16 protein-coding genes are annotated in these 17,470 nt (G+C 74.2%); 12 read left to right on the top strand and 4 right to left on the bottom strand.

Annotation, left to right across the window (positions count from 1 at the left end):
- Positions 1 to 79 precede the first annotated feature (79 nt).
- Both JE024_RS07750 and JE024_RS07745 read left to right on the top strand, forming a co-directional pair.
- On the top strand, positions 80 to 1,285 hold the full coding sequence (locus JE024_RS07750) for an acyl-CoA dehydrogenase family protein (RefSeq protein ID WP_205372897.1): 1,206 nt from the start codon (positions 80 to 82) through the stop codon (positions 1,283 to 1,285).
- Positions 1,282 to 1,971: an HAD family hydrolase gene (locus JE024_RS07745; protein WP_205372896.1), complete on the top strand. Its 690-nt coding sequence runs from the start codon at positions 1,282 to 1,284 to the stop codon at positions 1,969 to 1,971. The genes JE024_RS07750 and JE024_RS07745 overlap by 4 nt, the downstream gene beginning before the upstream one ends.
- A 205-nt stretch (positions 1,972 to 2,176) precedes the next feature.
- Here JE024_RS07745 and JE024_RS07740 read toward each other — a convergent pair whose 3' ends face one another.
- Both JE024_RS07740 and JE024_RS07735 read right to left on the bottom strand, forming a co-directional pair.
- Positions 2,177 to 2,860, bottom strand: coding sequence for a hypothetical protein (locus JE024_RS07740; protein WP_244882668.1), 684 nt, complete (start codon positions 2,858 to 2,860; stop codon positions 2,177 to 2,179).
- Positions 2,861 to 3,029: 169 nt separating this feature from the next.
- Positions 3,030 to 3,854 (bottom strand): hypothetical protein, encoded by an 825-nt coding sequence (locus JE024_RS07735; RefSeq protein ID WP_244882666.1) that lies wholly within the window; start codon positions 3,852 to 3,854, stop codon positions 3,030 to 3,032.
- A 346-nt stretch (positions 3,855 to 4,200) separates the two neighbouring features.
- On the opposite strand from JE024_RS07735, the gene JE024_RS07730 reads away from it, so the two are divergent.
- From JE024_RS07730 to JE024_RS07690, 9 genes are all read left to right on the top strand, one after another.
- On the top strand, positions 4,201 to 4,389 hold the full coding sequence (locus tag JE024_RS07730; RefSeq protein ID WP_205372895.1) for a hypothetical protein: 189 nt from the start codon (positions 4,201 to 4,203) through the stop codon (positions 4,387 to 4,389).
- Positions 4,386 to 4,574, top strand: coding sequence for a hypothetical protein (locus JE024_RS07725; protein ID WP_205372894.1), 189 nt, complete (start codon positions 4,386 to 4,388; stop codon positions 4,572 to 4,574). Before JE024_RS07730 ends, JE024_RS07725 begins: the two co-directional genes overlap by 4 nt.
- Before the next feature lie 53 nt (positions 4,575 to 4,627).
- Entirely contained in the window at positions 4,628 to 4,822 is a 195-nt protein-coding gene (locus JE024_RS07720; protein WP_205372893.1) for a hypothetical protein, read from the top strand.
- Between the two features lie 43 nt (positions 4,823 to 4,865).
- Positions 4,866 to 5,084, top strand: a complete 219-nt coding sequence (locus JE024_RS07715) for a hypothetical protein (RefSeq protein WP_203184762.1) — start codon at positions 4,866 to 4,868, stop codon at positions 5,082 to 5,084.
- A 115-nt stretch (positions 5,085 to 5,199) separates the two neighbouring features.
- Complete coding sequence (locus tag JE024_RS07710; protein ID WP_205372892.1) at positions 5,200 to 7,125, top strand: alpha/beta fold hydrolase; 1,926 nt, start codon at positions 5,200 to 5,202, stop codon at positions 7,123 to 7,125.
- Positions 7,122 to 7,730 (top strand): hypothetical protein, encoded by a 609-nt coding sequence (locus JE024_RS07705; RefSeq protein ID WP_205372891.1) that lies wholly within the window; start codon positions 7,122 to 7,124, stop codon positions 7,728 to 7,730. Before JE024_RS07710 ends, JE024_RS07705 begins: the two co-directional genes overlap by 4 nt.
- Positions 7,727 to 8,533 (top strand): class I SAM-dependent methyltransferase, encoded by an 807-nt coding sequence (locus tag JE024_RS07700; RefSeq protein WP_205372890.1) that lies wholly within the window; start codon positions 7,727 to 7,729, stop codon positions 8,531 to 8,533. Before JE024_RS07705 ends, JE024_RS07700 begins: the two co-directional genes overlap by 4 nt.
- Positions 8,530 to 10,473 (top strand): ABC transporter ATP-binding protein, encoded by a 1,944-nt coding sequence (locus tag JE024_RS07695; RefSeq protein ID WP_205372889.1) that lies wholly within the window; start codon positions 8,530 to 8,532, stop codon positions 10,471 to 10,473. The genes JE024_RS07700 and JE024_RS07695 overlap by 4 nt, the downstream gene beginning before the upstream one ends.
- A 96-nt stretch (positions 10,474 to 10,569) precedes the next feature.
- Positions 10,570 to 12,060 carry a phytoene desaturase family protein gene (locus JE024_RS07690; protein WP_205372888.1) on the top strand — a complete coding sequence of 497 codons (1,491 nt, stop codon included), beginning with the start codon at positions 10,570 to 10,572 and terminating at the stop codon, positions 12,058 to 12,060.
- 599 nt (positions 12,061 to 12,659) lie between these two features.
- Here JE024_RS07690 and JE024_RS07685 read toward each other — a convergent pair.
- Positions 12,660 to 13,664: a helix-turn-helix domain-containing protein gene (locus tag JE024_RS07685; RefSeq protein WP_205372887.1), complete on the bottom strand. Its 1,005-nt coding sequence runs from the start codon at positions 13,662 to 13,664 to the stop codon at positions 12,660 to 12,662.
- A 195-nt stretch (positions 13,665 to 13,859) separates the two neighbouring features.
- Here JE024_RS07685 and JE024_RS07680 point away from each other — a divergent pair, with 195 nt between their 5' ends.
- Entirely contained in the window at positions 13,860 to 15,749 is a 1,890-nt protein-coding gene (locus JE024_RS07680; RefSeq protein ID WP_244882664.1) for a hypothetical protein, read from the top strand.
- A 123-nt stretch (positions 15,750 to 15,872) separates the two neighbouring features.
- On the opposite strand, the gene JE024_RS07675 is transcribed toward JE024_RS07680, so the two are convergent.
- The gene (locus tag JE024_RS07675; RefSeq protein ID WP_205372886.1) at positions 15,873 to 17,402 is read right to left on the bottom strand and encodes a helix-turn-helix domain-containing protein; all 1,530 of its coding nucleotides are present in this window, start codon (positions 17,400 to 17,402) and stop codon (positions 15,873 to 15,875) included.
- Between the last annotated feature and the right edge of the window lie 68 nt (positions 17,403 to 17,470).

Here is a 17,470-nt window from a genome sequence, read left to right as displayed (position 1 = left end):
TGCCGGCTCCGTAACGGAACCGAAGTGCAAAAGATACGTTCGTGAACGAATTCTATTCATCGATTGAGGTGCCCGCCAGATGATTCAACGTCACAATCCGGCTGAGGAACGGGCCGACGACCTGGGCCCTGTGCTCTCCGCGCCCGTCCTGGCCGCGGTCGAGAGTGCGGCCACCCAGGCCGCGGTCGCCGACGACGCCCGCAGGCTCGGGGACGAGACCGTCACGCTCCTCACCCGTGCCGGCTTCGCACGCCACTTCGTGCCCCGTGCCTGGGGTGGTCCGGAGGGGACGTTCGAGAGCCTGCTCACGGCGGCCGCGGCCGTGGGGGAGGGATGCGCCTCGTCGGCATGGTGCGCGGTCCTGTGGGCCGCCCACAGCAGGTTCGCGGCCTACCTGCCGCCCGCGGGCCAGCGGGAACTGTGGGCCGACGGCCCGGACGTCCGGATCTGCGCCTCGGTCAGGCCGTCCGGCCGGGCGCGCCGGCTGCCGGGAGGCCGGCGGTTGAGCGGCGAGTGGGAGTGCGTCAGCGGGGTGGACTTCGCGGACTGGCTCCTGCTGTGCGCACCCGAGCCCGGCGCGGCGGGGCCGCGCATGTTCGCGGTGCCGAAGGGCGACTTCCATGTGCGGGACTCCTGGAACAGCAGCGGGATGCGCGGCACCGGCAGCCACACCGCGGTGCTGGAGGGCGCCTTCGTGCCGGACCACCGCAGCTTCTCCATGGCGGATCTGCTGGCGGGGACGCCCGGACCGGGACGCTCCCGGTGCCACACCGTCCCCGCCCACCTCGCCGGCGGCCTCCTCTTCTGCGCTCCGGCACTCGGCGCGGCCCGCGGCGTGCTGGCCGCCTGGTCGGTCTGGGCGGCCCGTGCCCAGGCCCGGGAACTCCCGCAGAACGACGGCAGCCGCCTGCACCACGCCCTGGCCCGTTCGGCCGACGACATCGAGGCCGCGGAACTCCTCCTCCTCGCCACGGCCAGAGCCGCCGACACGGGCGTACGCGACGAGGGCGACGTGCTCAGGAACCGCCGCCGATCAGCCGCCGCCGTCGATCTGCTCCTGCAGGGCGTCGAACGCCTCTTCCGGACCGCGGGCATGAGTGCCGGCTGCCGGCCCGGTCCGATCGAACGCGGCTGGCGGGACGTCCACACGGTCGCCGCCCACCAGATGCTCCGCAGGGAGGCGGCGGCGATGGCCTACGCCGCGTTCGTCTTCTCCGCGCTCGGCGACCACGACTCCATGTCCGCTGTACCGCTCACCACGCTGACGGAGGTATCCGCGTCATGACCATCGTACGAATGTCCCCGCAGGACGACACCGCGCCCGCCTACCTGGTGTTCTGCGACATCGACGACACTCTCATCCGTTGCAGGAGCGGGGTGGAGTTCCTCCGTCACTGGAACGGGTTACGGGACGGGCCGGAGGGCGAGAGCGCCACCGACGAGTTCCTCGTGGACCTCTACGCGCGGATGACCCGGGGCATGTCGCGGGAGGAGGCCAACCGGGAGTACCACCGGGCGTGGCGGGGCACTCCGGTCGACGAGGTCGAGGAACAGGCCGCCCGGTGGTACGAGCGGCGCAGCGCGGCCGCCGACTTCTGGATCACCGAGACGGTCGACGCCCTGCGCCGGCACCGGGCCGCCGGGGCGGCCGTGGCACTGGTGTCCGGATCGTTCCCCTCGCTGATCCCGCACGTCGCGCGGGCGGTCGGGGCCCAGTACGTGCTCGGGGCCAGACTGGAGCGGTGCGGCCGCCTGCTGACCGGTCGGCTGCTGGGCCGTCCCGCCATCGGTGAGGGCAAGTGCGTCCTCGTGAGCGAACTGCTGGAACTCCATCCGGGGATCGGCGCCGGGGACTGTCACGCCTACGGTGACCACTCCTCCGATCTGCCCATGCTGCACATGGTCGGGCACCCCACGCTGGTGCTCCCCGACGGGGTGCACACACCCCTGTACCCGGCTGCCATGGTCTGAGTCCGTCCGGCACACCGCCGCCGCCCGCGCGGTGGGCGGAGCGGCTTGGTCGCCCGCGACGGGGACGCCGACGGGGACGCCGACGGGACCTGCCCGTCGGCGCGCCCGGCCGGCCGCCCCGCCGCACGGGCCGGGCGCCGCCCCGGGGGCAGGGGTCCCGGGGCGGTCGCCGCCACCGCGGAGGGCGGCCGCACGGCGTCTTCGGTCAGACCGGTGACGCGTCCCACGCGTCGGCGTGGAAGCTGCGCAGAAGGGAGATCAGCGCGGCCCCGAGCCGCCAGTCCACACCGGGGGAGTGGAGGTGCAGCTTGTTGCCCCGGGAGCGGAACTCCAGCGGGACCTGCCCTTCGGCACGCCACCGGATGCGCCGGGGTGCGCGTGCCATGCCCCCCTCGTTGCCCGGGACGCTGTCGAGGACGGTGGCCAGGAGGAGTATCAGCATGAAGGGCAGCAGGGGCCACCACAGCCACCACCAGACGATCCTGCCCTTGTAGCCGACGGCTTTCGAGGCGCCGGCCGGGTGCACCGTCCAGCGGGTGCGCAGGCCCTTGCCGCGGAGCGCCTTCTCACGGGTGATGGTGCCGACGACCTCGCCGTACGCGCCGAGTACCTGGTATGTCGACACGCCGCCCGCGGCCGACAGGGTCACCACGGTGGCCACCCGCTCCCGGCGCCACTCGTCGGTCCACAGGGCGAAGGAACGGGCCCCGCCGCGCCGGGCCGCGAGGTACGCGGGCACTCCTCCCTGCGGGAGTTCGCGCTCCACGTACACGGCCGACGGCGCCGGCCCCGAGGTGTCGGAGAAGCTGACCATCTCGGTCACCTTCGTCGCGTCCGGGCCTCTGGTCCGCTTCAGCCCGGAGTGCAGGGTCACTGTGTTGCTGCTCAAGGGGTGTGCTCCCGGTGTGCTCGTGTGATCAGGGCTGCCTCAGTGTGTCCCACCCGCGATCGGCCCCCGTCCGCGCCCCGTTGCGCGGGGGAGGGGCGAAGGCCCGGCCCGCGGGGCGCTGTTGCTGCGTCCGCGGGCCGGGCCCTCGTGGTGGGCGGTCGGGCCGGCGTCAGCCGGTGATCGCCGCCTTCAGGGTCGTCGTCGTACCGTTGGGCTGATCGAACACGGCGGTGGCGTGGTACTCGTTGACGCTGCCGGGGTTGGGCGTGTCCCGGCTCACCGTCTTGGAGTAGGACGCCGTCTGCTTGGTGCACGGCGGGCAGAGCACGCTGGTCACACCCGTGGTGCTGCCGTCGATGACGGATCCGACGCCGACCGTCCGCGGGACGATGTAACCGCCCTTGGAGGGCACGTAGGTGAAGCGGCTGCGCTCCTGGAGGGTGCCGCGGTAGCTGCGCACCTCGTAGCGCACACAGGCCACACCGGCCGTGTAGGTGCGGCACTTCTCGGCCGCCGTCTGCCAGGCGCTCCAGGACGCGGCGAGGTCCCACAGCGAGCCGTCCTCGAACTCGCCCTGCACCTTGTACGGTCCGGAGCCGGCCGTGTGGACCGGCGACCAGGCGGAGGTCCACGCGGCGGTCTGCGTCGCGCAGCCGCCCGTGCAGACCTGGGAGAGGCCCGCGCCGGTGTTCCAGTGGTAGGTGGTCGGCTTCATCCCGGAACCGCCTGCGGGGGTGAGGACCACCCTGCCCCGGTATCCCGTGACCGAGCCGGTGTCGGTGACGCGCTTCTGCACCTCGGCGCAGATCTTGCCCTTGGACGTGACGCCGTCGAGGGCGGTGTACGTCTTGCAGACCGAGTCCATGGCCTGCCAGGTGGTGGCGGCCGAGGCGCTGGACGCCCCGGCGAGGATGCCGGTGCCGGCGAGAGCGGCGGCGGCGGCGAGGGCCGTCAAGGGTTTCGCGACCCGTCGTGCCATTGCGGTGATACGCACAAATTCCCCGTTCCATCTGTGTGAACACTGGGACGGCTGTGACGACAGCCGACTCTCACTCCCACACGCGGGCCGGAGCGAATCGGTTCCCCGACGCTCCGTCAGAAACCTTTCCGTGCCACCCGAACCGCGCCGGCGCCGGCGGTGCCGCGCCTGCACCATCCTGCGGGCCGCCGTGCAGCCTCGTGCCAGCCGACGGCCTTCCCCCGGGCCGGTGGCCCGGCCATCGTTGACGCCACAGACGCCAGCGTTCCGGCCGGGCCCCCCGGGGTCCGGTGGGCCGCGCTGCCGTACCGACCTGCGGCGGCAGTCTCCGGGTGCCGTCCAGGCTGACAGAGGAGGGAACGTGCAACAGGTCGGAACACCGGGCTGGGCCGCCGTCGGCCCGCTCGACGAGAGAACCGAGGGGCAGACCTTCGGCGGCGCGGCGCCGATCGCCGCCACCCAGGTCATCGCGACGGTCGCCGCCGCCGTGGTCATCGCCTACGCGGCCGGGGCGATCATCGGCGAGACCACCGAACCCCAGCTCCAGTGACCGGCACCCGCCGGGCGGCGGCCTCCGCCTGCCCCGCCACCCCGGCCACGACGGGCGCCCTGTCCGAGCACGACGCCGGGCACCCCGGACCGGCCACGGGCCCGATCGCCTCGGTGGTCGTCGTCCCGCAGGCCGTCATCGGTCCGGCGATCGGCGACGGCGGCACCCAGGAGCCGTGGCTCTGAACGGCCCCCGCGACATCGCCCCACCCCCTTTCACACCCCCCAGGAGGAAGTCCATGCACGCTGCCGTCTTCCAGGCCGTCCCGGCCACAGCAAGCCCCCTGACCGAGCAGGACCCCGGTCACACCGCCATGGGCACGGTCCCCGTCGCGGCCACGCCCGTGGTCGTCGCGGGAGCCTTCGCCGCCGGCGTCGCGGTCGGTGTGGCGCTCTGCGACGCGATCGGCGAGAAGGAGCCCGTCGTCCAGTGACCGCCGCCCCCACCCGAAGCGGAAGACGGACAAGGAGAACCAGATGAACGACACTTCCTTCCTGACGAAGCCCGGTGCCCTCACCGACATCAGGATCGACGACCCCGAGGGGCGGTTCGTCACCGCCCGCGTCCCCGTCCTGGCCACGACCCCGGCCGTGGTGGCGGGCGTGATCATCGGCGTGGCCCTGGTGAACGCGTTCCAGGCCGGACGTGACGGCGGGACCATGGAGCCCCCCATCGAGGTCGAAGTCCCGCAGTGACACAGACGTCCGGGGACCGGCCTCCCGCACCGGAGCGCATCCGCATCCGGGCAGTCCGTACGCCGACGCCCCTCATCCGGCCGGCCCTGCCCGACGTCCGCCAGGAGTACCTTCCATGCTCGCTCGCCTCGCCAAGCTCAGAGCCTCCGGGCCCACCGCCCGGACGGTGATCTCGGCCCTCACCGGCCCCCTGCCCCTCTCCCGCGGCCAGGCCATCGGCGCCTCCGAACGGATCGCGGCGCTCACCTCCCTGCTGTCCAGCCTGGAGCACCTCACCATCGCGGACCAGAAGCGGTCGGGCGGACTGAACGACTGGGCACTCGCCCGGCGCGGGCACGCCCACTCCGGCAGGCCCCTGCGGAGGCTGCTCGACGTCGTGGCCGACGAGCGGACCAGCCGGGCCCTGCACGCCGCCCGGGTGGCCGCGAGCGCCGCTCTCCTCCTGCCGGGTGACAGCCGGGCCCGCGGAGCGGCCAACCTCTTCCTCGGTCTCAGCGGCGCCCTGCTCTATCCCACCCACCGCTACGGCACGGACGGCTCCGACCAGGCGTCCAACCTGGTGCAGACCGCGACCGGCCTGGCCCGGCTCGCTCCCTCGCCCGCCGCCCAGGACGCGCTGGTGTGGTACGTGGCGATCCAGTCCAACCTGTCGTACGTGGTGTCCGGCTGGATCAAGCTCCTCGGGAAGGACTGGCGCACCGGCTCCGCCCTGACGGGCGTCCTGCGCACCAGGACCTACGGGCACGAGAAGGCGTGGCGGCTGGCCCGCCGCCACCCCCGCTCCGCACGGGCCCTGGCCCACGGGGTGCTGGCGATGGAGTGCCTGTTCCCGGTGCTGTACCTGAAGGGCGGTCTGCTGGCCCGCCCGGTGATCGCCGGCGCCGCCGCCTTCCACGTCGCCAACGGCTCCGTCATGGGACTGGGCAGGTTCATCCCGGCCTTCGTCTCGATGCACCCGATGGTCGCGTACACCAGCACGCCCCGCAGCCATCCCGCCGCCGCCGGACGGGACGACCGGATGCCGGTGGCCGCGGCCCTGCTGCTGGCCGGCGCCGCGACCGCGGCGACCGCGGTGGCGGTCCACCGCCGGCTGCGGACCACCGACCACCCGTTCGGCACCACGGTCACCACCCGCCACGGGAACGAACTCGCCCACGACGGCACGGTCGGCCCGAAGGGGGAGGGCCCGGTCGCCGTCCTCGTGCACGGACTCGGCGCCCTGCCCGCCCACTTCAGCTGGTACACCAGGGCCCTCAACGCCGACGGACGCCAGTGGCTGGCCTACAGCCGCGCCGGCTACGGAGCGAGCAGACGGCACGCCCCGACCCCGTACCACCTGGGCGAGTCGGTGGACGACCTGGTCGACCTGATCGAGGCAGCCGTGCCGGAAGGACGCCAGGTCTCCCTGGTCGGACACTCCCTCGGCGGCGAGCTCGCCCGACGGGCGGCCGTCCGGCTCGGCGAGCGGGTGCACTCCGTCGTCTACGTGGACAGCTCCCATCCCCAGCAGCTCGAACGGTCCAGCCAGCAGGGCGCGAACGCCCGGCTCGTCGAGGAGCTGATCCGCTCCACGTCCGTCAGCCTGCGGGCGGGCCTCGGCGTCCTCATGCAGACCCCCGCCTGGATCCGGAACCTGCCCGCCCCGGTGCGGAGCAGGGCGATGGCGGAGTACACGGACCATCGCATGTGGACCGCCGCACTGCGCGAATGGCAGGCCGCGGAGCGGGACTTCCGTTCCTTCGAAGGCCCACTGCCCCCTCTGGACGCCCACGCCCTGGTGCTGTCCGCCCAGCACACGGTCGACCGCGACCCCGACCACCTGCTCCTGCACAAGGACCTCGCCGACGCGCACCGGGACGGCCGGACCGTCCGGAGCACCGTCGTCGAGAACGCCGACCACGACGGCATCCTGACCGACCCGCAGCTCGCCGGCGAGGCCGTCCGCCGCCTCGTGGCCTTCCTCGGCGACACCACCCCGGCCGCGCCGTCCGCCGGCGCGGGACAGTCCTCCGCCCCGGCCGGCCAGGAGGGAGCCCGATGACCGGCATCGTTTCCACCGCCCCGGCCCGCCGACTGCTCACCCGTCACTTCGGCGGCACGGACGGCAACGTGCGACTGCTCGCCGGCCTGCTGCTGGTGGGCACCCTCTGCACCCAGCATCCGCTGCCGCCGTTCAGCAGGCTCGCCCGGCTCGACGTGTTCTCCAACCTCTTCCCGAACTGGCGCTTCTTCGCGCCCACTCCGGCCCAGCACGACCTGCAGTTCTACTGCCGCACCCTCGACGAGGCCGGGGAGACCTCCGACTGGGCGCCCGTGGAGGTCATCGCGGGGCGCAGGGCCCATCAGATCGTCTGGTTCCCCACCCGCCGGGCCGAGAAGGCCGTCTTCGACCTCGGCACCGAGGTGATGCGTCACCTCGACAAGGGGTTCACGACGGCCCGGGCCCTGCCCGGATACCGCATCCTGAGCGCCTATTTCCGGGACGGCATCGAACGTTCGGGCGCCACCGGCATCAAGGGTTTCCAGTTCACGCTCGCCCGCAACGCCGGCTACGACGACTCCGAGGAGCCGGAGATCATCTTCGTCTCCCCCTACACACCGATGCGCACCCCGTCCGCCGCGGCGGCAGAAAGCGAGCAGGCATGAGCACCGCGACCGCACCCTCGGACACCGCCGCCCCCGTGATCGCGGACATCGGCTACGGCAGGGTCTTCGCCGACTTCTACGACCGGCTGTTCCCCCAGGACGGCTCGGCCGACCGCACCGCCGCGGCACTCGCGAGCTGGCATCCCGGCGGGTCGGCCCTCGAACTCGGTGTGGGCACCGGCCGTATCGCGATACCGCTCGCGCGTCTCACCGGTGACGTCGTGGGCGTGGACTCGTCCCCGGAGATGCTCGAACGGCTGCGGACCGCCGTCGGGGAAGCCGGGGTCCCCGTGACCCCCGTGCACGGCGACATCCGCACCTACGACGCCCAGGACCGCCACGGACTCGTCTACTGCGTCTGCGGCACGATGTCCCTGGTCCTCGACCAGGCGGGCCAGCGCGCCGCCGTCGCCGGGGCCGCGCGCCGTCTCGCGCCCGGCGGGACCCTCGTCGTGGAGACCCACAACCCGGGCTTCGTCCACACGCTGCACGAGGGACTCAGCCGTACCTCCTTCTTCGCGCCCTACCCCGAACCGGGGACCGGGCTCCAGACCTACTCCACCCTGCTCGCCGAACAAGGGCTCTGGCACACCTCGCACCTGCTGCACGAGCCCGACGGCACGCGGATAGGAACCGAGATCACACGGCTCACCACCCCGGAGGACATCGAGGCCTACGCGGCCGAAGCCGGACTCGAACGGGTCAGCCTCCACGGCGACTGGTCGGGCGGGCCGTTCGTCGCCGCCCGGAGCGCCGTCCACATCAGCCGGTTCGTCCACGCCGGCCGTACGGAGCGGTCATGACCACCACCACGACCGCGACCACCACCGGCTCCACCACGACGGCCGCGACCACCAAGACGGCCGCGACCACGCCCTCGACCGCGACCTCGACCGCGACCGCGCCGCGCGGGCTCGTCGCGCAGCTGACCCGGGCCCAGGCCCGGTTCCTGACGGGCGGGGTGCTGCTCGGGATCCTCGGCGTGGCCTCCACCCTCGTGCAGCCGCAGCTCGTCGCGCATCTCATCGAGGCGGTCGGCCGCAAGGAGCCGATCGCCCTCCTCGTCACCCTGCTGGCCGTCCTGTTCGTGGCGGACGCCGCGCTCTCCGCCACCCAGGGATGCCTCATCGGCCGGGCGGGCGAGAACATCGTCCGCGACGCCCGGGTGCTGCTCTCGGGCAGGGTGCTGCGCGCCGACCTCTCGTACCTCAACACCCAGCGCCAGGGCGACGTGCACACCCGGCTGGTGGGCGACACCGCGCTGATGAAGATCGCGCTCACCCAGAGCCTCGCGCAGATCCTCCTCAACGGGCTGATCGTGCTCGGCGGCGTGGTGATGATGGCCCTGATCGACGTCTGGCTGCTGCTGGTGACCGTCGGCTGCCTCGGCGTCGCCAGCGTCGCCTCCATCGGCGTCGCCCGCGGGCTGCGCCGGGCGGCCCTGGTCAACCGGGCGGACACCGGCGAGTTCGGCGCGGACCTCCAGCGGGTGCTCGCCGCCCTGCCCACCGTGAAGGCCGCCGGCGCCGAGGGCCGCGAGGAGGACCGGCTCGCGGCGCGCGCGGACACGGTCCGCCGCTCCGGCAACCGGGTCACCGTGCTCAACGCCCTCTTCTCGCCGGTGCTGAACGTCGGCCTCCAGGCCTCGCTGGCCGCCGTGATGGGCATCGGCATGGCCAGGGTGGCGACCACCTCCCTGAGCGTCGCCGAGTTCACGGCCTTCACGATGTACCTCTTCTACCTCGTCTCCCCGCTGGTCCTGGTGTTCCTCGCGCTCGGCACCTACCAGCAGGGCCGGGCCGCCGTGCAGCGCGTCGACGAACTGGCCGGCATCCCGCAGGAGGACGCCCCGGCCCCCGACGGCGGCTCCGGCACCGCCCCGGCTCCGGTGCCGGACGCGAGCGGCCGCCCGGCCGCCGCGTCGCCCGCCCCGGACGGCGGGCACCCGGCGGTCGAGTTCCGCGACGTCGGCTTCGGCTACGGCGACCGGACCGTCCTGGACGCGGTCTCCTTCACCGTCCCCCGGCGCGGGCTCACCGCACTGGTCGGCGTCTCCGGCGCCGGCAAGACCACGGTCTTCCAGCTCATCGAGCGGTTCTACCGGCCCGGGCGGGGAGCCGTGCTGCTGGACGGCCGGGACATCGCGCACCTGTCGACCGCCGAGATCCGCGACGGTGTCGGCTACGTCCAGCAGGACAGCGCCGCGATGCGCGGCACCCTCCGGGAGAACATCGTCTACGCCGCCCCCGACGCCACCGAGGCCGACATCGAGGAGGCGGTCGAACTCGCCGGGCTCACCCACGTCGTCGCCGCCCTGCCCGACGGCCTGGACACACCCCTCGGCGACCACGGCATCGGCCTCTCCGGCGGCCAGCGGCAGCGGCTCTGCGTGGCCCGGGCGCTGCTCCAGAAGCCCGCCGTGATCCTCCTCGACGAGGCCACCGCCCACCTCGACTCCGAGGCGGAGGCCGCCCTGCGCGACAGCCTGCGGCGCATCGCCCGCCGCTGCGCGGTCGTCGCCATCGCGCACCGCATCTCCACCGTGGTCGAGGCCGACCGCATCGTGGTCCTCGACGAGGGCCGGGTGCGCGCCGTCGGCACCCACGCCCAACTCGTCCGGGACGACGCCCTCTACGGCCGCCTGGCCGCGGCCCAGTTCGCGGACGGCGCCCGTGCCGGGGCCGCCGCCGAGGCGGCCGCAGGCACGCCGTCCGGGCAGCCCGCCGTGGGAGTGGCCGGATGACCCCCGCCCCGCGCCGTCGCGTGCCGGGCACCGCCCGCCCCGGCCGCGCGAGGTCCGCGCGGCCGGGGCGGCCGCCGGCGGCTCGGGGCGCGCCCGGTGAGCGGAGCGGACGCGGCCGTCGTCGGCAGCGGCCCGAACGGCCTTGCCGCCGCGGCCGCCCTGGCCAGGGCCGGCCTGCGCGTCGAGGTGTACGAGGCCGCCGACACCCTGGGAGGCGGGCTGCGCGGAGCCGACCTCTTCGACTCCGGCGTGGTCCACGACATCTGCTCGGCGGTCCATCCGATGGGCATGTCCTCCCCGTTCTTCACGGAGTTCGGCCTCGCCGAGCGGGTGGACATGCTCCGCCCGGAGATCAGCTACGCCCACCCCCTCGACGACGGGCGGGCCGCCCTGGCCTGGCACGACCTCGACGCGACCTGCGCCGGGCTCGGACCGGACGGAGCGCGCTGGCGCCGGCTGATGCGGCCCCTGCTGGCGCACGGGACGGACCTGGCCGGCCTGCTCCTGTCCGACCTGCGGCGGCCGCCCGGGCTCCGGGCCGCCCCGGCCCTGCTGAGCCGGGTCCTGCTCCACGGCACCCGGCTCGGGCCGCTCGCCTTCCGCGGTGAGGAGGCCCGGGCGCTGCTGGCCGGTGCCGCCGCGCACCTGACCGGCCCGCTGCCGTCGCTGCCCGGCGCCGCCGTCGGGCTGCTGCTGGCCCAGCTCGCCCACGGGCCGGGCTGGCCGGTGCCGCGCGGCGGCAGCCGGACCATCGCGGACGCCCTGGCCGCCGACATCCGGGCGCACGGCGGCGTCCTGCACACCGGGGAGGAGATCACCGACCTGCGGGAACTGGACGGTGTCCGGGCGGTGCTCCTGGACCTTTCCCCCACCGCACTGGCATCCCTCGCCGGGGACCGGCTGCCCCCTCGCTACGCCCGGGCGCTGCGCCGCTACCGCTACGGTCCGGCGGCCGGCAAGGCCGACTTCCTCGTCTCGCAGCCGATCCCCTGGTCCGCCCCCGGCGTCGGCCGGGCCGTGACCGTGCACCTCGGCGGCACGGCGCGGGAGGTCTTCCGGCAGGAGACGGCCAACGCCCGGGGCGTACCGGGCGAACGGCCCTTCGTGCTGGTGGTGGACCCGGCGGTCGCCGACCCGGGGCGCGCCCTGCCCGGGCGCCGCCCGGTGTGGGCGTACGCGCACCTCCCGCACGGCTCCACCCGCGACCCGCTGCCGCTGGTCCGGGCGGCGATCGAGCGGTACGCCCCCGGCTTCACCGACACCGTGGTCGCCGAACGCGGTGTGTCCGGGGCCGCGTTGGCCCGCTACAACCCCAACTTCGTCGGCGGGGACATCGCGACGGGGGCCCTCGGCCTGCGGCAGTCCGTCCTGCGGCCCGTCGCCCGCTGGGACCCGTACCGCACCCCGCTGCCGGGCGTCTACCTCTGCTCGGCCGCCACCCCGCCCGGGCCCGGCGTGCACGGGATGTGCGGCCTGCTGGCCGCCCGGAGCGCCCTGCGCCGGGAGTTCGGCCTGCGGGTTCCGCCGCTGGGGCGGACCGGAGCGGGGGCCGGCGACGCCGGCCGGGACCCGGTGGCCGCGGGGTGAACCCGCCCGGCGGAGCCGTCGCGCACGGGCCCGGTGGCCCGGCGGCCGCGCGCGACGGCCGCCGGTGGGCCGGGGACTGTCGACAGGACGAGTCCTGCGGCACGTGGGCCCTGTGCCGGGGTGGCCCGGGACCGGGACGGCGAATCCCGGCCGTGCCGACGCCGGCCGTGCTGATGCCGGCCGGGACCCGGTGGCTGTGGAGTGATCCCGCCCGGTGGAGCCCTCGCGCACGGGCCCGGCGGCCGCGTGCGACGGCCGCCGGTGGGCCGGGCCCGGCGCAAGGCGCGCTGCGACCGGCGGTCCGCCCGGCGGCCCGGTCCGGAGGGTCACCCGGTCCGGGCGGCTACCCGGGCCGGGCGGTGGTCCGGTCTGGACGGATATCCGGTCTGGACGGTCCCCGGGTCCGGACGGCTACCCGGTCCGGGCGGTGGTCCGGCCTGGACGGTCACCCGGTCCGGACGCTTACCCGGCCCGCCCGGCGGCCCGGTTCGGACGGGGATCTGGCCCCGGGCGGCAACCCGGCCCCGGGCGGCAACCCGGCCCCGGGCGGCAACCCGGCCCCGGGCGGCGCGCCCCGGCGGTGCCGCGCCCGGCCGCGCTCACACCCAGCCGCGCTCCCGCGCGAGCAGCGCCGCCTGGGCCCGGTTGCAGGCGCCCAGCAGACGCATCACGTCGGAGATGTGCCGCCGGTAGGTCCGCAGCGACATCCGGGCCTGCCGGGCACCCGTCTCGTCCTTGCTGACGGCGCACATGGCGGTGAGCACCAGGCGCTGGGTGTCGGTGAGCCGGGCGACCTGCTCCGTGTCCGCCGTCACCAGGCCGGCGAAGTCGGTCGCGCCGGACCACAGCCGCTCGAAGAGGCCGACCAGGCTGCTCACCAGCCCGCTCTCCTCGGTGTACAGGGCGCCGCGCCCGGTGTCGCGGGCGTCGATGGGCACCAGCGCCGCGTGCCGGTCGTAGACGAGGACCGTCTCGGAGAGTCCGTCCGCGACCCTGACGGCCGCCCCGCCGCGATGCAGGTGCCGCAGCCGGTCGAGACTCCCGGCGTCCGCGAGCGCCGTCGCCCGCACGAGGATCCTCACCCGCACCGTCGTGCTCAGCCGCCCCAGGTCGAGGTGCCGGGCATAGCCGGCGCGCTCCGGTGCCGACGCGTCGCCGGGGTCGGCCGCCAGCACCTCCGACCGTGCTCCGAAGTCCAGTTGGCCCACCCGGGCGCGTACCTCCCGCAGGTCCTCCAGCCGGGACAGGGCGGCGGCGCCCTCTCCCCGGGCGGCATCCCCGCTCGCCGGTCTCTCGAGCCGCAGGGATCTCAGGATCGGCCGCACGTCGACGAGCTGACGCATCGTCCGGTGCGCCGAGTCCAGCCGCTCCCCGGCCAGCCGGGGCACGGCGACGACGGGGTCCACGGCCCAGGTGTGCGCGTCGTCCCCGTGCAGCAGACGCAGCTCCCGGAGCCGCGCGACGGCCCACACGCCGCCCTCCCGTTCCTCCGGCAATGCCCCGGGAGCCCCGCCTTCCGGTGTGCCGGGATTCCGCAGGAAGTGCCGGTAGACGTCCTCCTCGGCGCTGGTCAGACCGAGTACGGACATGCTGTGGGTGTTCATGTGGCCTCCCCGAGGGCTCGGTCCGGTCACCGGTGCGACTCCCCGAGGGCTCGGTCCGGTCGCCCGGTTCGATACCCGGAGCACGCTAGCCACTGACCCAGGACGGTGGAGTCCCGCGAAGGTCTCACAGGAGTCTCAGAGGTCGATCCTGTTCACGCTCTTCTCGCTGCGGAGCCCGCTCACTAGGGTGTCGCCGTGATCGACGACGCCGTGATCGACGACGGGCGCGCGGGAAGCGTGGTGGGAGACCTCATGACCGAGGCGGCGGCCGGTGCGCCGGCCCGGGCGACGTCCGGCCTGCTGCGGGTGGCGATGGACCGCCACCGGCTGGTCAACCTGACCGGGCCGCTCGGGAGCGGCAAGTCCTGGCTGGTCTCACATCTGTCGCCGGCCCGTGTCGTGGACCTGTCCCGCGGCGACGCCCCGGAGGCCGTGCGGGCGGCCCTCGCCGAACCCACCACCCGGCCGCTGGTGCTGGACGGCGCCGACGGCCCGGAGGCCCTCGCCGCGCTGGAGCACGCGCGGCTCCCGCGCGAGACGGCGGCCGTGCCGCTGCTCCTGGTGAGCCGGCGGTCCTTACTGGCCCAGCCCGGCTGGACGCTCTCGGGAGCGGCCGTCCTCGAGACCGCGCCGTGGTCCGACGACCGGATCGCCCGGCTGGCGGCCGGGGCCCAACTGGCCGATCCGGCGGCACGGGACCTGGTCGTCCGGATGGCCGGGGGGAACCCGCTGATCGCCGGCGCGGCCTGCCGGGCCCTGCACGCGGGCGCCTCGCCGGACGCCCCCGGGGCCGTCGCCGACCAGGTCGTGCAGGAGATCACCGAGCGGCTCGCGCGCGAGCGGCCGGCCCGCGGGTGGCAGCGCGCGCTGGACAAGCTCGCCACCGTCTGGGGCGGGGACCGGGAACTCCTCGGAGAGGGCCGCGAGCTCTTCGACACCCTCGGCCGGCTCAGTCTCGTGACCCGTACGGAACTCGGCCTGACCGTCCTGGAACCGTTCCGCGCCGTGTTCGAACAGGCCCACCGGTGGCGCCAGCCCGCCGCCCACCAGGGCATACGGTCTCGCGCGCACACCCGTCGCAGGCGGCAGCTCGCCGCGGAGGCGAGCGTCGTGCGCAGGGGGCGGCTCGCCGAGGGGACCATGGCCCTCATGGACGACACCGTCGTCCGCGAGACGCTGTTCCCGGCGAGCGCGAGCGACGGCGCGATCCAGACCGCCACCCCGGGCGACGCCGACGACATCGGCGGGCTGATGCACCAGTGGGCCCGGCAGGGAGGCATGGACACCCGGCGCACGGAACGCCTGGTGGAACGGTGGCTGCACGACGACCCCGCCGGCTTCCGGATGGCCCGGGACGGCGACGGCCGGGCAGTGGGCGTGATGGGCCTGGTCCGCGTCGCCGACCGTACCGTCGGCAGCATGGAGCCCTTGCTCCAGCAGCACACCGACCGGCTGATGGGCGGTCAGCGGGCCCGGTCCCTGGTCCTCGGGGCCGCGTACTGCCCGGAGCGCGGACTGCACGCGCGGCTGCTGCGGGACCTGCTGCACCACGTCATGGCCAACAGCCTGCTGCTGACGGTCTCCACGCCGAACCCGCACTACCAGCAGCTCCTGACGAGCTTACGTTTCCACCAGCACGGCACCACCACCGACGACGTCTACCGGTGCGGCCGGAAGCCCGAGATCTACAGCCAGGACTTCGGACACGACGGAATCGCCGAATGGGTGGGGCGGCTCACCCTCGGGGCGGCGGCGGGCGGCCCCTCGGCCACCGGCCGCGACGTGGGGGAGGCCCTCGCGCACCTCACCGACCCCGCCTGGCTGGCGGACAGCCCGCTGCTGCGCTCCCCGGGCACACCGACGACGGAGGACCTGCGGAAGGCGCTGCGGGACGGGGTGCGCGCCCTCGCGGACAGCGACACGGTCGAGGACGCCGAGGCCGGACAGATCCTGCTGCACTACTACCTCGGCCGCCGCCAGACCCACCAGCAACTGGCCCGCCGGCTCCACATGAGCCGGGCCACCTACTTCCGCCGGCTCCGGCACGGACTGGACCTCCTCGGGCAGCGGCTGGCGGCCGGCTGAGCCCCGCGCGCACTCCGGGCCCCGGTTCCGCCACGCACACGATCGGGGCCGGTTCCGGACACCTCCGGAACCGGCCCCGACGGACGGCTGCCTCCCGCCGGGAGGACAGGGTGTGACGGCCGATCAGATGTCGCGGAAGATCTCGATCTGCGCGCCCACCGAGTTGAGGCGCTCCGCGAGGTCCTCGTAGCCGCGGTTGATCACGTAGACGTTCCGCAGCACCGAGGTGCCCTCCGCCGCCATCATCGCGAGCAGCACGACGACGGCCGGGCGCAGGGCCGGCGGGCACATCATCTCGGCGGCGCGCCAGCGGGTGGGGCCCTCCACCAGGACCCGGTGGGGGTCGAGGAGTTGGAGGCGGCCGCCGAGGCGGTTCAGGTCCGTCAGGTAGATGGCGCGGTTGTCGTACACCCAGTCGTGGATGAGGGTCTGGCCCTGGGCGACGGCGGCGATGGCCGCGAAGAACGGCACGTTGTCGATGTTCAGGCCGGGGAACGGCATCGGGTGGATCTTGTCGATCGGCGCCTCCAGCTTGGAGGGCCGCACCGTCAGGTCCACCAGCCGGGTGCGCTTGTTGTCGGCCGCGTACTCCGCCGAGCGGTCGTGGTCGAGGCCCATCTCCTCCAGCACCGCGAGCTCGATCTCCAGGAACTCGATCGGCACCCGCCGGATCGTCAGCTCGGACCCCGTCACGACGGCCGCGGCGATCAGGCTCATCGCCTCGACCGGGTCCTCGGAGGGGGAGTAGTCCACGTCCACGTCGATGGTGGGCACGCCGTGCACGGTCAGCGTTGTCGTCCCGATGCCCTCCACCTTGACGCCGAGCGCCTCCAGGAAGAAGCAGAGGTCCTGGACCATGTAGTTGGAGGAGGCGTTGCGGATGACGGTGACGCCGTCGTGCCGGGCGGCCGCGAGCAGCGCGTTCTCCGTCACGGTGTCGCCGCGCTCGGTCAGCACGATCGGGCGGTCGGGGGAGACCGAACGGTCCACCTGGGCGTGGTAGATGCCCTCGGTCGCGGTGATGTCCAGGCCGAAGCGGCGCAGGGCGATCATGTGCGGCTCGATGGTGCGGGTGCCGAGGTCGCAGCCGCCGGCGTAGGGCAGCCGGAAGTTGTCCATCCGGTGCAGCAGCGGGCCGAGGAACATGATGATCGAGCGGGTGCGCCGCGCGGCGTCGGCGTCCATGGCGTGCATGTCGAGGTCGGCCGGCGGCACGATCTCCAGGTCCATGCCGTCGTTGATCCACCGGGTGCGGACGCCGATGGAGCCGAGGACCTCCAGGAGCCGGTAGACCTCTTCGATGCGGGCCACCCGCCGCAGCACCGTGCGGCCCTTGTTGAGCAGCGAGCCGCAGAGCAGGGCGACACAGGCGTTCTTGCTCGTCTTGACGTCGATGGAACCGGAGAGCCTGCGTCCGCCGACGACCCGCAGATGCATCGGGCCGGCGTAGCCGAGGGAGACGATCTCACTGTCCAGCGCCTCACCGATGCGGGCGATCATCTCAAGGCTGATGTTCTGGTTGCCGCGTTCGATCCGGTTGACGGCGCTCTGGCTGGTACCGAGTGCTTCGGCGAGCTGGCTCTGTGTCCAGCCACGATGCTGACGGGCGTCACGGATGAGCTTGCCGATGCGTACGAGGTAGTCGTCTGACATGACAAGGAGGCTATCTCAGATATGAGATGAGGCCGCGAGGGGGGTGGGCCGTTGGAGTGACGGTGACG

The organism is Streptomyces zhihengii (assembly GCF_016919245.1).
GTDB classification, from domain to species: Bacteria; Actinomycetota; Actinomycetes; order Streptomycetales; family Streptomycetaceae; genus Streptomyces; species Streptomyces zhihengii.
This window is presented reverse-complemented; position numbering and strand designations above follow the sequence as displayed.

What these genes read in the sequence shown, in the direction of transcription:
- JE024_RS07750 (WP_205372897.1), top strand. Translation starts at nt 80, where the DNA reads ATGATTCAACGTCACAATCCGGCTGAGGAACGGGCCGACGACCTGGGC.
- JE024_RS07745 (WP_205372896.1), top strand. Translation starts at nt 1,282, where the DNA reads ATGACCATCGTACGAATGTCCCCGCAGGACGACACCGCGCCCGCCTAC.
- JE024_RS07720 (WP_205372893.1), top strand. Translation starts at nt 4,628, where the DNA reads ATGCACGCTGCCGTCTTCCAGGCCGTCCCGGCCACAGCAAGCCCCCTG.
- JE024_RS07715 (WP_203184762.1), top strand. Translation starts at nt 4,866, where the DNA reads ATGAACGACACTTCCTTCCTGACGAAGCCCGGTGCCCTCACCGACATC.
- JE024_RS07710 (WP_205372892.1), top strand. Translation starts at nt 5,200, where the DNA reads ATGCTCGCTCGCCTCGCCAAGCTCAGAGCCTCCGGGCCCACCGCCCGG.
- JE024_RS07705 (WP_205372891.1), top strand. Translation starts at nt 7,122, where the DNA reads ATGACCGGCATCGTTTCCACCGCCCCGGCCCGCCGACTGCTCACCCGT.
- JE024_RS07700 (WP_205372890.1), top strand. Translation starts at nt 7,727, where the DNA reads ATGAGCACCGCGACCGCACCCTCGGACACCGCCGCCCCCGTGATCGCG.
- JE024_RS07695 (WP_205372889.1), top strand. Translation starts at nt 8,530, where the DNA reads ATGACCACCACCACGACCGCGACCACCACCGGCTCCACCACGACGGCC.
- JE024_RS07685 (WP_205372887.1), bottom strand. Translation starts at nt 13,664, where the DNA reads ATGAACACCCACAGCATGTCCGTACTCGGTCTGACCAGCGCCGAGGAG.
- JE024_RS07675 (WP_205372886.1), bottom strand. Translation starts at nt 17,402, where the DNA reads ATGTCAGACGACTACCTCGTACGCATCGGCAAGCTCATCCGTGACGCC.